Origin of the sequence: Paenibacillus sp. IHBB 3054 (assembly GCF_051594305.1) — a bacterium.
In the GTDB taxonomy this organism is placed as follows: Bacteria; Bacillota; Bacilli; order Paenibacillales; family Paenibacillaceae; genus Paenibacillus_AQ.
This window is the reverse complement of the sequence record NZ_JBOFBG010000017.1, coordinates 111,571-126,037: the sequence shown is the minus strand read 5'-3', so window position 1 is coordinate 126,037 and position 14,467 is coordinate 111,571. Positions and strand designations below refer to the sequence as shown.

General features: G+C 52.4%; 11 protein-coding genes. 5 read left to right on the top strand and 6 right to left on the bottom strand.

The window, feature by feature from the left end; translation table 11 throughout:
• Positions 1 to 30: 30 nt before the first annotated feature.
• Positions 31 to 1,461 carry a polysaccharide deacetylase family protein gene (locus ACQ76X_RS19125; protein ID WP_438495460.1) on the bottom strand — a complete coding sequence of 477 codons (1,431 nt, stop codon included), beginning with the start codon at positions 1,459 to 1,461 and terminating at the stop codon, positions 31 to 33.
• Between the two features lie 108 nt (positions 1,462 to 1,569).
• On the opposite strand from ACQ76X_RS19125, the gene ACQ76X_RS19120 reads away from it, so the two are divergent.
• Positions 1,570 to 2,199 carry a DedA family protein gene (locus tag ACQ76X_RS19120; protein ID WP_438495459.1) on the top strand — a complete coding sequence of 210 codons (630 nt, stop codon included), beginning with the start codon at positions 1,570 to 1,572 and terminating at the stop codon, positions 2,197 to 2,199.
• 155 nt (positions 2,200 to 2,354) lie between these two features.
• On the opposite strand, the gene ACQ76X_RS19115 is transcribed toward ACQ76X_RS19120, so the two are convergent.
• Positions 2,355 to 3,617, bottom strand: coding sequence for an MFS transporter (locus tag ACQ76X_RS19115; protein WP_438495458.1), 1,263 nt, complete (start codon positions 3,615 to 3,617; stop codon positions 2,355 to 2,357).
• A 152-nt stretch (positions 3,618 to 3,769) separates the two neighbouring features.
• Here ACQ76X_RS19115 and ACQ76X_RS19110 point away from each other — a divergent pair, with 152 nt between their 5' ends.
• On the top strand, positions 3,770 to 4,702 hold the full coding sequence (locus ACQ76X_RS19110) for a helix-turn-helix transcriptional regulator (protein ID WP_438495457.1): 933 nt from the start codon (positions 3,770 to 3,772) through the stop codon (positions 4,700 to 4,702).
• Between the two features lie 118 nt (positions 4,703 to 4,820).
• The gene (locus ACQ76X_RS19105; RefSeq protein WP_438495456.1) at positions 4,821 to 5,123 is read left to right on the top strand and encodes a zinc ribbon domain-containing protein; all 303 of its coding nucleotides are present in this window, start codon (positions 4,821 to 4,823) and stop codon (positions 5,121 to 5,123) included.
• Between the two features lie 79 nt (positions 5,124 to 5,202).
• On the opposite strand, the gene ACQ76X_RS19100 is transcribed toward ACQ76X_RS19105, so the two are convergent.
• Positions 5,203 to 6,732 (bottom strand): DHA2 family efflux MFS transporter permease subunit, encoded by a 1,530-nt coding sequence (locus ACQ76X_RS19100; RefSeq protein ID WP_438495455.1) that lies wholly within the window; start codon positions 6,730 to 6,732, stop codon positions 5,203 to 5,205.
• A gap of 2 nt (positions 6,733 to 6,734) precedes the next feature.
• Positions 6,735 to 7,181, bottom strand: coding sequence for a MarR family winged helix-turn-helix transcriptional regulator (locus ACQ76X_RS19095; RefSeq protein WP_438495454.1), 447 nt, complete (start codon positions 7,179 to 7,181; stop codon positions 6,735 to 6,737).
• Between the two features lie 228 nt (positions 7,182 to 7,409).
• Here ACQ76X_RS19095 and ACQ76X_RS19090 point away from each other — a divergent pair, with 228 nt between their 5' ends.
• Positions 7,410 to 8,096 carry a DinB family protein gene (locus ACQ76X_RS19090; RefSeq protein WP_438495453.1) on the top strand — a complete coding sequence of 229 codons (687 nt, stop codon included), beginning with the start codon at positions 7,410 to 7,412 and terminating at the stop codon, positions 8,094 to 8,096.
• A 310-nt stretch (positions 8,097 to 8,406) separates the two neighbouring features.
• Here ACQ76X_RS19090 and ACQ76X_RS19085 read toward each other — a convergent pair whose 3' ends face one another.
• Together ACQ76X_RS19085 and bcp are read right to left on the bottom strand one after the other, a co-directional pair.
• A complete protein-coding gene (locus ACQ76X_RS19085; RefSeq protein ID WP_438495452.1) occupies positions 8,407 to 12,696 on the bottom strand; it encodes an acyl-CoA dehydratase activase-related protein in 4,290 nt (1,429 codons plus the stop codon).
• A 119-nt stretch (positions 12,697 to 12,815) separates the two neighbouring features.
• A complete protein-coding gene (gene bcp, locus ACQ76X_RS19080) occupies positions 12,816 to 13,280 on the bottom strand; it encodes a thioredoxin-dependent thiol peroxidase (protein WP_438495451.1) in 465 nt (154 codons plus the stop codon).
• Positions 13,281 to 13,382: 102 nt separating this feature from the next.
• Here bcp and ACQ76X_RS19075 point away from each other — a divergent pair, with 102 nt between their 5' ends.
• The gene (locus tag ACQ76X_RS19075) at positions 13,383 to 14,435 is read left to right on the top strand and encodes an LCP family protein (protein WP_438495450.1); all 1,053 of its coding nucleotides are present in this window, start codon (positions 13,383 to 13,385) and stop codon (positions 14,433 to 14,435) included.
• Positions 14,436 to 14,467: the final 32 nt, after the last annotated feature.

The following is a 14,467-nucleotide window of genomic DNA, read 5'->3' as shown; positions in this document are numbered from 1 at the left end:
CTGTTCTTGGACGGCATGCCGAAGGGCTGCCTAAGTTGTTCTAACCCTGCGCTCCTCTGCCGTCGCGCGGGCCTCCTGCGGCGGATGCCCCGCTGTTGTGAGTAATTCCCGCAGGGATATCCAGAGAGAGGAACCGATCATTTGCACCTCTGCCCCTCTTGTTTCCAAACTTCCGTCAGGCAAAGCCAGTTTTAGCTGCCTCTGTAATGCATCCACTGTCAGGTTCCGCCCGTTCCAGGTGATCCGTCCGCTGCGGCTGGCGGTATCCCAGCTAACCCGCCCGCCCAGCCGTTCAATGACCGCCCGCAGGGGAACCATGTATTGCCCTTGGCTGATTCTGTATTCTCCCGGGTCCAGTTTGGTCTCCAGCCTGCCCACCTCCAGGACCAGCGGCTTGCCGGGGGCAAATAATCCGGCATTCGGCACAATGTTAGAATGAATCCAGTCCTGTGGAGGTTTCGGGCGGTTGGCGCCTGCCATAGTTGCAGATACTCTGAAGTGTACAGGCTGCTGGCTTGCATCCAGCAGACCAAAGTTATATCCGGCAGCCTTATAACGCTCAATAATCTTCGGCAATGCTTTGGCGCTCTCTTCATGTCCCGCACCGTCATGCAGCAGCAGGATGACTTGGGAGGAAGACATGTCCGCCACAGATTCCTGCAGAATTTCCGACGCCGGCACACCTCTGCGTCTGGAATCTCCGCTGTCCACTGTCCAGTCCATTACCGAGTAGCCCGCTTGCTTCAGGAGGTCGAAATAGGTTGCATCGAAATGGCCGAAGGTGCCTCCCGGCGCACGGACAAGCTGCGGACGGACCCCGGTAATCTCTCTGACAACCTCTTCCGTTTGCTTAATTTGCATCCAAAATTCTGTGAATCCGCTATATAAATCATGATAATTATGATTATAGGTATGATTGCCGATGACATGCCCCTGCTCCCAAATCGCATTAATCAGCTCGGGGCGGCTCCGGGCCTGCTCTCCCAGCACGAAGAAGGTCGCCTTCACCTCCTGCTGGCGCAGTATTTCCAGCACCTTGGCAGTGACTTTGCTGGGCCCGTCGTCAAACGTAAGATAGACTGTCTTCTGTGCTTTCTTTGGGGCAGCGGCCACCACAGCTGCTGCGGGTGCATCCTTGGATTTGACTAACGCTGATATAGCTGCCGAATCTTCTGGATTCTGGAGATTTTGGGTCGATGTTATTGCTGTGGAGACAACCGGTGCAGGTGAGGCAGAGCCGCCTGAATTCACGGCCGGGGCAGGCAAATCTTGCGTCTGAGCAGCCGGCAGATTATTCTTAGAGAGTGCAGGCTCAATTTTTCCGGCCTGCAGAGGATTCATTTTCGACGATGCCGAAGACTGTCCAGTTTCCCAATTAGGCTTTACCAATAATATAATTGCCATAGCAAGCAGCCCGCGGATAAGGATCCGGCGGATCTGTGTACTTTTGCTACCTTTCATCTTCTCTACCTCCAGCATTCTATTCACTTCCAGAACCATTTGGTAGATTGTATGAAGACAAGCTTCAAAATAGAATTAGGCATGCAGCCCTTGGAGAGTGACAATATTATGGAAATGTTGAGATGGATACAGGAATTGTTCGCCAATTACGGATACAGTGTGCTCTTCTTCGGATTGCTGCTGGAATTTGTTGCACTGCCCTTTCCCGGGGAAACAACAATGGCTTTTGCAGGCTTCCTTTCCTATACCGGCAAGCTTGATTTCACGACACTGGTAGTACTGGCTTTTGCCGGAACAACAAGCGGGATGACCATTACTTATTTCGTCGGGCTCAAGGCAGGGATGCCGTTTATCCAGCGCTACGGCAAATGGTTTCTCTTTTCACCGGCCAAGCTGGAGAAAACGCAGCGCTGGTTCGAGCGGTACGGCAGCTTTCTCATCTCGATCGGCTACTTCATTCCCGGTGTCCGGCATTTCACCGGCTATTTCGCCGGTATTATCGCCTTGCCTTTCCGCAAGTTTGCCCTGTATGCCTATGGAGGAGCGCTGCTCTGGGTGTTGGCTTTTCTAGGCATTGGCAAATTGTTCGGGCCGCAGTGGATGGGCATCTTCCACCTGTTTGAGCTGTATGCGCTATGGATCGTCTCCGGTATCCTGGCTATCGCAGCCCTGATCTTTCTTTACCGCTACCGCCGAGGCATTTCCGCCCGCCTGCTGCGGCGCAAGGTTAAAGGTTAAATCTTAAGCATAATGCAAAAAACATAGAGAGTTTCCGGGGGCGCCACGCAACTTGAAACAATAAAAAAGCAGCCGTTTGACGCATAATTCGAAGAACCCTTCGAAGAGCATCGACAGCTGCTTTTCTTATGCAACTCGAGATGAACTTACAGACTTTAAATACGGGACAGACTCTTCCGTTTGCTGCGAACCATGTAATATCCTCCCAGTAGCAGCGCAATTCCGGCAAAACCGGCACCTCCGGCAAAACCTAATTGCCGGGGTTCCACGTAGTCAAGCAGCCAGCCTGCGGTTAGCATCGATACCCCAATCAGTGTACCGCCCGCCGCCGACAGCATTCCGAAAATAACCGGCTGCATGGAAGACGGCGTCTCTCTCATCACCAGCGTGTCCAGACAGGCATTGCCAACCCCACCCGATAAAGACAGCAGAATATACAGTAGAAATGCGGCCGCAAAATGGATGCTGGCACTGATCCCCATCAGCAGCAGGCCTTCCGCCAGCAATCCTGCCAGCGCCACCGCGAGCAGCCTCTTCTTCACCAGACGACCGGCAAAAAAACTGAGGCTTAGCCCGATGCCAAGTGCCGCATAAAATGCCCCGACTCCGACATCCCCGGCATGAAACACCTGCACGGCATACACACTGATCAGCACATTGTCCCAGCCGTTGATAACCGGCACCAGCAGCTCATAACCAATAATAACCTGCAGCACGAGACTTCCCCCTGCCAAGTATTTAAGCGTCCGCAGGCGCCCTGCTTTGCCTTGCTGCAGATCGCTCTGCTCTGCGGAAGCATTATGTTTTGTTCCCGCTTCAGTTTTCCCGGCATTTTGCGGAAACTGCAAACCCCATAGCAATAAGGCTGCAACCAGAAAAGATGCGGCGTTCATGACAAATGCCGTCTCAGGCCCGAACCAAAGGGACACCAGCCCTCCCGTAAAGGCCCCTAGAATGAGCACAGAGCCATTCATCAGCTGTTCCAGGCCATTAATGCGGAGCAATGAATCCGGAGCAGCCAGGAGCGGAATAGAAGACTTGCGGACCGGACTGTAAACCGCCTCTCCCGCTGCCAGTATAAAACTGCCCGCATACAGCAGCCACAACCGGTCCTCCCCATTGATCCAAAGAAAGGACAAGGCTACAGGCACCCGCATAATATCAACGGCCATCATAATCGTTTTGCGCGGCAGCCTGCCAGCCAGCATCCCGCCGAGCGGAGCCATAAAAAGATAGGGCAGCACCCTTACACCAAGCGATATGCCTACCGCCATTCCCGATCCGGTCAGTTGAAGCACCAGCGCCAGCATGGCCACACTGCTGAACCGGTCGCCTATTCCATTGATTAATCCGGCTGCGAACAGCCTGGAATACCCCTGCCCGCGCAGAACAGATAATCCATTTCCGGTTTGTGTCATTTCATGAACCCTCACAATCTAAAGATTAAATAAATATCTAATTAGATATTAATCGAATAACATATTTATGACAATGTTTTATTTTCTTTCTTTGGCCAAAATTATAGAATGAGGGTTGACTGCAACTCTCCGGGAAAGAAGGGACTCATCTTTTGAAAATAGATCGTTTGCTCTCCATAGTTATCCTGTTGATGAACCGCCCGCTCATTCAGGCCAAGGAGCTGGCCGACATGTTCGAGGTCTCCGCCCGCACCATCTACCGCGATATCGACAGCATTAACAATGCTGGCATCCCTGTCGTAACCTATCAGGGTGCAAACGGCGGAATTGGTCTCATGGAGGGATACCGGCTGGACCGCAATCTGCTGACGGAGCGTGAGCTGGCCGATATTTTCACCGCTTTGCAAAGCGTCTCTTCCTATGTCGGAGGAGAACACACACTGCTGATGGAAAAAATCAGCAGTGTAATCCCCCCTGCCCAATCCGCCGCCTTCCGCAGCAAAACAACTCAGTTGATCGTCGATTTCTCTCCTTGGGGGCTGAATGGCCCCCTGGAAGAACGGCTAACTCTGCTCAAGGAAGCGCTGGAGGAAGGAGTCGCTGTCGCCTTCGAATATGTAAACGCCGACGGCAGGATGAGCAAGCGCTCTGTGGAACCTTACACGCTGGTGCTCAAAGGGCAAGCCTGGTATTTGTACGGCCTGTGTGCAAAGCACGGAGAGTTCCGCTTATTCAAGCTGCTGCGTATGAAAGCGCTGGTGAAGGAAGACCGGGTGTATGTCCGGCAGGATATCCCCCTGAAGGATTTCCCCTGGACTAAAGGGTGGATGCGGCCCGCTGACTCACTGCCAGTGGTACTGCATTTCTCAGCGGCAGGCAAACATCTCGCCGAAGATTATTTTGATTCGACTGAACTTCAGCCGGACGGCAACGGCGGGTACACCGTTAGGGTTCATTATCCGGAGGATAACTGGCTTTACGGTTTTTTGCTGGGGTTCGGAACCTCGGTTGAGGTGCTGGAGCCGGAGCATATCCGCCTCCGGATGGGCGAACTTGCTGCAGGCATCGCAGCAAAATATAGATAATTTCCAAACGCTAGCAACGCTCCAACAAACCTGACTGAATGCTGTCCAGTTTGTTGGTTTATACTGGACTGGAATGCGGGCGGTACTTGTCCCGCGAAATCTAAGGGAGTGTGTTGATATGAATATAGAAGAGTCTTCGACCCCTCAACATGAGGCCGTATTCTGCCAGAGCTGCGGAATGCCAATGCCTGAAGCGGAGCTGCTGGGCAGCGAGCAGGATGGCACTAAGAATGAGGATTATTGCATCTACTGTTACGAAGCTGGGGAATTCAAGCAGCCTGACCTTACGCTGCAGGGCATGACCGACCTCTGCACCGGATTCATGGTGGAGGAAGGCATAGATGAGGCTGCGGCGCACAAGCTGCTCGCCGACACGCTTCCTTCACTGAAACGCTGGAAGACGGCAGCCGCGGTGGAGTAAGCGGGGTCTTCTCCATAACAAAAGGGACTAGCCATACACCCGCCGGTGCTGGATAGTCCCTTCTTGAGTACATCACAAGTTATGCTTGTTGAGATTTAACTGCTTGCGGTTGTAAAGACTCGGCTTCTTCCGTCTTCAGGAAGTCCGGCTGCGGTGAAGTCTTCTTGATGAACAAGGCCAGCACCAGAGCCACTACGGTCACCCAGGTTGCTACAGCGAATGCATGGGTAATCCCATTGATCGTCGCGTCCTGTGTAAGTTTGAGCATCGCCGCCTTATCGGTCTGTGAGACCGCGCCGCTGGTTACTGCTTCCGTAATATTGCTCTTCGTACGGTTGGTCATCAGGCTGACAAACAGCGCCATCCCAAGTGCTCCCCCGACTGTACGTAGTGTGTTCGACATCGCTGTACCGTGCGAGCTGAGCCGCTGCGGCAGCTGGTTAAGTCCGGCTGTCACAATCGGCATCATCAGCATCGACATCCCGAACATCCGCGCCGTATACGTCAGGATCAGATGTGTATAGGTTGTGGAATCCGTAATTTGACTGAATTCCCATGTCGTAATGGTGGTAATCAGCAAACCGATAACCGCCAGCCATCTTGCCCCGATTTTATCAAAGATAATCCCGGTAATCGGAGACATAATCCCCATCAGAATGGCACCCGGCAGCAGCATCAACCCGGATTCCATCGGTGTAAAGCCGCGGATGGTCTGAAGATAGATTGGCAGCAGGATCATACCGGCGTACATGGCCATGGTAATAATAATATTGATTACCGTTGTAAGTGAGTACATGTTATAACGGAAAATGCGGAATTCAAGCAGAGGTTTGTCGGTGGTAAGCTCGCGCCATACAAACAGGGCCAATGCCAGCGTTCCGAGGATCAGACAGGCAATAACAGTCGTGCTGCCCCAGCCGTCTGTTCCGGCATCACTGAAGCCGTACAGCAGTCCGCCGAACCCAAGGGTTGAGAACACGATGCCGGTCTTATCCAGCTTCGGAGAAGTCAGCTTTCCGACGTTCTGCATAGTCTTCATCCCAAGCAGTGTGGAGAAAATGGCCAGCGGCAGTACGATAAAGAACAGTACCCGCCAGGAATAGTTCTGCACAACCCAGCCCGAGAGGGTAGGTCCGATTGCCGGGGCAAAAATCATCGCTACCGCCATGAGCCCCATGGCTTTACCGCGTTCTTCAATCGGGAAGATACGCAGGAACACAATGTTCATCAACGGCATCAGAATACCGGCACCGACAGCCTGGATTACTCTGCCGACCATAATCATTTCAAATCCGGTTCCGATACCGCAGACAAGCGTACCTATGGAAAATAGTATCATTGCCGTAGTAAACAACTGGCGGGTGGTAAACTTCTCCACCAGAAAAGCACTAATTGGAATGAGCACACCGTTCACAAGCATAAACCCTGTGGTCAGCCATTGAGCCGTATTGGCGACAATGTTAAGATCCTCCATCATTTTCGGAAGCGCCACATTCATCAGCGTTTGATTCAACAACGCGACGAAAGCGCCAATTAAGAGCGCTGCGATGATAGGCCCTTTGCGTATAGCCTTAGTTTCCGCAGCAGCGTTAGCAGTTATTGTACTCATGGCTACTTTTTATCTCTCCCTTGTACCAAAATTTTTACGATTTCACCATGAAGCCGCAGCAGTTCCTTGACATCCTCTGAAGGTATGTCGGACAGCGGCTGCAAATGCTTTCTCATGGACTGCTTGCTTCGATCCCTGATTTCCTGACCTTTATCCGTCACCGCCAGATTGAATATACGCCGATCGCTCTGCGAGCGTTGTCTGGTGATCAGTCCTGCCTTTACCATACGGTCAACTACTCCGCTAGCAGCGCTGTTCCCCAAATGGAGCAGGTCGGCAAGCTCGGTAATTCCGATGTCTGGGTGCATGGCCAATTTTCGCAGCACCATCAGTTGGGTGGAGGTAATCTGCAGCTCCTCTGCGTCCTTCCACAAAAGCTGCTGGAAATTATGATTGATACAGCGGAAAGAGGTCAGAATATCATCAAGCTGCTGTTCTTTTTCCTCCAACACCATCACCCCGTTAGTTTGATAAATAAATACTTCGTATACGAACTATTTTACTCTTTACCTATTTATCCGTCAATAAAATTACTGAAAATTTCTGAAAAACTATTTTTTCGTTTCATTCAACTAACATGCTTCGCCCCAGAATAGACACCCTTCCAGAACGCCCAGCTTAGGGGATTTTAGATATAATTTAGATGGATGACAATACTCGAAAGCGGTGATTGTGCAATGAACCTTGAACAGCGCAAAATTTGGAGTGACGGACATAAAGCTTTAACGGGACTCCTGAAGAGGCCGGAGGAGCATGAGAATGCGGTTGCTTTATTCCTGAGATTGCATGCCTCTCTGTACGCGTCAAACGGGGAACATCCGGAGCAGCCAACCTATGAAGACGAACTCCTGAAAGATATCCGCGAGCAGACTCTACGCAGCTATCCAGTACATACCCCCGGTAGTAAAAATTCTATAGTGTGGCATCTTTGGCACAGCGCGAGAATTGAAGATATCACAATGAATATTCTTGCCGCCGGCAGCGGGCAGGTTCTTCACGAGGCGCATTTTGCCGACAAATTACAGACGGTTTACCTTCATTCAGGCAATGGCATGACCGATGAAGAAATTTCCGGTTTTAGCTCGTCGGTTCATATCGAGTCTTTATTTGAGTACAGGAGAGCGGTTGCCGGCAGAACGCGGAGTATCCTTCCTTCACTGAGCTCGGAGCAATTGAGGGCAAAGCTGAGTCCTGCCAGGATCAGAAGAATATCGGAGGAAGGGGCGGTAAAAGATACGGAGCAATGGCTGATTGATTATTGGGGAAATAAAAATATCGCCGGTCTGGTGCTGATGCCTGCCACAAGGCATAATTTCATTCACCTCAACAAAGCGATGCGCGTGAAGCTTAAGCTGCAGAAATAAGATCGTTCTATATAAATTGAACTTATAATCCTTCTATTTTGGGATTGTCCGTGACTCCAGAGAATATTTGGACTTCCGGCCGCTGTTAGGTTTGGATTTCCTGAATTTAACCGCGAATCGCGGTAGAAATCCAAACCTAAAGGCGGACGCTATCGCTCCTCCAGTTCCAAAATTCCCCTCCCCCACTTTTCCCTAAATGTAATTCTCAAGTTCAATCTATATAATGTTTCTTATAAAATAAAGCGGACCCGGGGGAATTGCCCCGGACCCGCTTTTTAATATGGATTGCATTATATGAACTGCACTTTTCTTATACCCCGCTCCCTAAACTCCCCACCACCACCGGCCGCTGTGGTCCTGTGATTTCAGCAGGAGTTGAACTGCTGCCGCTTTCCAGACCGCAGGCGATCGACATCATCAGTTTGATCCGGTTGGCCTGGTTCACTACACTGACCCCGGCATCATAATCAATGGCCGCGATATTGGCTCCGGGATACAGCTCTTTCAGTCCTTTAATAGATCCGCGTCCGGTAATATGGTTCGGCAGGCAGGCAAACGGCTGGATGCAGACAATGTTATTCACACCGTTATCCAGCAAATCCATCATCTCCGCCGTCAGGAACCAGCCTTCGCCCATCTGATTGCCGACAGATACAAGCCGGCTGGCCTTCTCGGCGAGGCCGTAAATATTCTCGCGGCCTTTGGCAAGTCCCGCTTCCTCCAGCGCCACTTTAACCGGCTTGCGGTAGATTTCCAGATAGGAGATCAGCATGGGATTGATGTATCCCAGCTTCTTGCTTTTGCCGAATTGCTCCGCTTTGTAGATCGGATTGTACACGCAATAAAAGATAAAATCGAGGAAGTCCGGCATTACTGCTTCGCCGCCTTCGGCTTCGATCATCTCAATGATCCGGTTGTTGGCGTCCGGATGGAACTTAATCAGTATTTCGCCGACAATTCCCACCCGTGGCTTCACTGCCGGTGTGACCGCCAGGCGGCTGAATTCAGCGACAATCTCGCGGATCACCCGCTTATACTCCCGGAAGGAGAACGTCGACAAGCTGCTCTTGCAGCGCTCCATTCCTTTGCGGTAGAGGGCTTCCGTGCTTCCCGGAATCCGCTCATAGGGTCTGAAACGGTGCAGCAGCCGCATCATCAGATCACCATAGCAGGCAGCGGCGATCAGCCGGTTCGCCAGCTTGAGGTGGATGCGGAAGCCTGGCTGATTCTCCATTCCCGAAGCATTGAGGGAGATGACGGGAATTTGCCCCAGGTCTGAATCCTTCAGCGCCTTGCGCAGCAGCGAGATATAGTTGGTAGCCCGGCAGCCCCCGCCTGTCTGCGACATGATGACCGCTGTCCGGTTAGGATCGTAATCGCCGCTCTTCAGAGCAGAGAGGATTTGCCCGATGGTGACAATCGCCGGATAACACGCATCATTATTGACGAATCTGAGACCTTCCTCGGTCTCCTGCGGACCGGTGGTTTCCAGTACCTTGAGACGGTACCCGGCGTCACGGAAAACGCGTTCGAACAATTCAAAGTGAACCGGCGACATCTGCGGTGCCAGGATGGTATAGGTCTCCTTCATTTCCTTCGTAAACGGAACGTTGGCCTGCGTCTTATAGAGGAGCTGCGGCTGCACATCGCCCTTCTCACGCTCGCGCATCGCTGCCTGCAGCGAGCGCAGCCGGATGCGCGCGGCGCCGAGATTGCTGATCTCATCAATCTTGATCAGGGTGTATACCTTGTTGTGGCGCTCCATAATCTCCTGCACGGCATCACAAGTGATCGCGTCGATGCCGCAGCCGAAGGAGGTGAGCTGCACCAGCTCCAGATCATTTCTGCCGGCTGCAAGGCGGGCGGCACGGTACATCCGGGCGTGGTACGTCCATTGATTCACTACAGCCACATCGCCTTCGCTGCGGTCCAGATGGCAGACTGAATCCTCGGTCAGCACGGCGAGCCCCATTCCGGTAATCATATCGGCGATGCCGTGATTGATTTCAGGATCGGCATGGTAGGGATGGCCGCAGAGCAGAATCCCCTTTGTCCCGGTGGAGGTCAGAAACGCCAGCGTTTCTTCACCCTTCTTACGCAGATCATTTTTGGCTTGCTCGGCTTCGGCAATTCCAGCCTGTACCGCTGCCGCTATCTCTTCTCTCGGAATATCCATAAAGGTCTTGAACAGACTCTTGGTCAGGGCCGAAATATCATCGAAGGTCAGAAACGGGCTGACGAGCGGAACACCATTTTCCTTGAGACCATCCATATTATTGCGGATAACCTCAGGATAAGAAGCAACCACCGGGCAGTTGAAGTGATTCTGCGCCGCATCGTCCTCCTTCTTCTCATACACAACCGCCGGATAAAAGATAAAATCGACGCCTTTGCCGATCAGGCTCTGCACATGCCCATGGGCCATCTTAGCGGGATAGCAGATCGATTCGGAAGGAATCGTATCCATTCCGCTCTCATACAGCTTCTTGCTCGACTTCGGCGACAACACTGTCCGGTAGCGCAGAGTCGTAAAAAAGGTGTACCAGAACGGATAATTCTCAAACATATTCATGGTCCGCGGAATGCCGACGGTGCCCCGCTCTGCCTGTTCTTCCGGCAGCCCTTCATAGTCAAAGAACCGTTCATATTTATACTGCATCAGGTTCGGCAGGTTGTTCTTCTCTTTCTTGCCACCCGCACCGCGTTCGCAGCGGTTGCCGGTGACGTGAAAGCTCTTATCGGGGAAACGGCTGATAGTCAGTGCGCAATTGTTGGCACAGCGGCTGCAGCGGCCCGGTGACACCTGATATTGGAAGGTTTCCAGCTCTTCCGGGCCAAGAATCGTGCTGAAGCCGTCCAAGCCGGCATGTTCTCTGGCAATAATCGCACAGCCGTAGGCTCCCATAACACCGGCAATATCAGGTCTGACCACAGTTCGGCCAGTCAGCAGCTCAAAAGCCCGCAGTACGGCTTCGTTATAGAAGGTGCCGCCCTGCACAATGATATTGCGCCCGAGGTCCTCGGGGTTGCGGATTTTGATAACCTTTTGCAGAGCGTTCTTGATTACGGAATAGGCGAGTCCTGCGGACAGGTCAGCCAGGGAAGCCCCTTCCTTCTGCACCTGCTTCACCTTGGAATTCATAAATACTGTACAGCGCGAGCCCAGATTCACCGGTTTGCTCGACTCCAGCGCGGACTTGGCAAATTCCTCAATACCGAGCTCCAGCGCGGAGGCGAAGCTCTCCAGAAAAGAGCCGCAGCCCGCCGAGCAGGCTTCATTCAGCATCAGGCTGTCAATTGCCCCTCCGCGGATCTTGATGCATTTCATATCCTGTCCACCGATATCCAGAATAAAGTCCACCTCAGGCATGAACTTGGACGCAGCCTTATAGTGGGCCACTGTCTCCACTTCACCGCCGTCGGTACGCAGCCCGGCCTTAACCAGTCCTTCGCCGTAACCAGTCGCATATGAGCCGGCGATATAGCAGCCTTCCGGCAGAATCCGGTAGATCTCCTTCAGCGCATCGGTGACGGAATGCAGCGGATTGCCTTTGTTGCTTCCGTAAAAGGTATAGAGAATTTCATCGGCGGAGCCAGTAATAACAAGCTTTGTTGTCGTCGAACCGGCATCAATGCCGAGATAACAAGGTCCGCGGTATGAAGCCAGCTCAGCGCGGGCAACCGAGGCCCTGCCATGGCGAAGCCGGAACTCAGCTAGATCCTCCGCCGTCGCAAACAGAGGCGCCAGTTCGGCATCCTCTGCACGGTCCGCCTTGAAATCCACCGCTTCTATCCGTTCCAGCCAGCCGGATAGCGGCAGCACGAGCGCGTCGCTCTGTGACAGCGCCGAACCAATCGCGACAAAATATTGCGAGCGTTCCGGGAACAGTACCTCCCCTTCCTTCAGTCCCAGCGTCTCCGCGAAACGTTCCCGCAAGGCGGGCAGAAACGTCAGCGGTCCGCCCAGGAAAGCCACCCGTCCACGAATCGGACGGCCGCAGGCGAGGCCGCTGATCGTCTGGTTCACGATGCTCTGGAAGATCGAAGCCGCGACATCCTCACGCCGCGCCCCTTCGTTCAGCAGCGGCTGCACATCGCTCTTGGCGAATACGCCGCAGCGCGAGGCGATCGGGTAGATCCGTTCATGCTTCTCTGCCAGCGTATTCAGCCCGGCGGGGTCGGTCTGCAGCAGCGAAGCCATCTGGTCGATGAACGCTCCGGTGCCGCCGGCGCAGGCGGTGTTCATCCGCTGTTCAATGCCCCCGCTTAAATAAATAATCTTGGCGTCCTCCCCGCCAAGCTCAATCGCCGTATCGCACCCTGGAATCAGCTCGCTGATCGCTTTGGTGCAGGCGATGACCTCCTGGACAAAGGGTACTCCGCCAAGCTTTGATAAGGACAGCCCTGAGGAACCGCTTACAGTCAATGCTGCCTCTCTATCCGGGAACCTGTGCTGTACATCTGACAGGAGGGATAGAGCCGCTTTTTTTATATCGCTATAATGTCTCACGTAATCCTGATAAATAATTGTACTTCGTTCCATAACAACCAATTTGGCCGTAGTTGATCCGACGTCCAGCCCAATACGCAGTATCATCATACCATCACCATGCCTTGCTCCAAATTTGAAGTAATATGAGGCAACTATATCATGAGTGCGCATTAGGAAGGCTGTTAAAAATGTAACAGACATTTACAATTCACTACTAGCATACTTAATTATTTCGTGATTTCACCCAATGCTGTCTCCACATGACCCTTAACACGGATCTTTCTCCACGCTGCCGCAAGTTTGCCTTGCTCATCTATAAGAAAGGTGGAGCGCACGATGCCCATAAACTCCTTGCCGTACAGTTTTTTCAGCTGCCACACCCCGAACATCTCGCTTACACTATGCTCCTCGTCGGACAAGAGCGGAAAAGGCAGGCCGTTCTTCAGGGCAAACTTGGCATGCGAGGCCAGATTGTCGGTACTGATTCCGAGTACCACGGCACCCTGTGCGGTAATCACATCGTGGGCGTCACGGAAATCACAAGCCTCCTGTGTGCAGGCGGGGGTCATATTCTTCGGGTAAAAATAAAGCAGCACCTTGCGGCCGCGATATTGGCTTAAGCTGATGTTCCGGCCCGTGGAGGCGGGAAGGCTGAAGTCAGGGACTTCATCACCGATTTCGATTTCCTTCATTTATGCTTCACTCCTAAAGTTATTGGGGGAATAATCCGAAATTGCTTGTATTCCTAAAAGAAATTATAATGTAGAGAATGCAAATGTGAAAGGAAGAACGAAATGCCTCCAAGAAAGAAACGGCACGTAAAAGCCGGCAAATCGAAGAAGAAACCGCTGCTCTGGACTCTGGCAATTATACTTCTCCTAGTGATCGGCGGAATTGTCTACTATTTCTCCTCCGTCTACAACCAGCTCGACAATATGCACAAGACGGGTGATAAATCGCCGTTCGCGTCTGTTCCCTCCCCTTCGGCGGATATAGCTGAGCCTCCTAAATGGGAAGGCACGGAGCCTGTAAATATCCTGCTTATGGGCGTGGATGCCCGTGGTGTGAAGAAAGGGGAAGTCCCGCGCTCGGATACGATGCTGGTTGCCTCCCTTGATCCGGTGCGAAAGAAGTTCTATGTCTTCTCCATTCTCCGTGATACCTATGTATCTATACCAGAACATGGCAAAGACCGTATTAATACGGCAATTACACACGGACCCAATACGGCGATGCAGACAGTAAGCGACTTGCTGGGCATCCCGATTCAATATTATGTCTATACCGATTTCCAGGGCTTCATCAAGCTGGTGGATGCCGTCGGCGGGGTTGATTACGAGGTTGAAAAAGATATGGTCTACAAGACAAAAGCTGACGGGCCGGAATTCGACATTGATCTGAAGAAAGGCTTTCAGCATCTTGACGGCAACATGGCGCTGCAATATGTGCGTTTCCGTCATGATAAGACATCCGATTTCACCCGGACGGAACGGCAGCGGGGTTTCCTTAAGGCTGTTTCGGACAAGGTAATCAGCACCACTTCCATTCTTAAACTGCCTAACATATTGTCTGAGGTGATCCCATACATCGATACCAACATGGATATGGGCGATATGTGGAAGCTTGCCACCGTCGGCTATGACGGCTCGATGGGCGGCAGTGTACAAATACCGCCGATGAACTTGCTGAAAGAAGATACAACAAGCGGAGGCTCCTCCGTTATCGGCATCAGCAGTGAAGATAAACTAAAGCAATTCGTGCAGGATACCATAACTGCTCCTGAGCCGACACCATCGTCTGAGGCTTCCCCGGACAGCAGTCCGTCCGCTGGCGCAGAGAACAATTAAATCAACAACCCATGCTTGGCCTCAGGACGGGC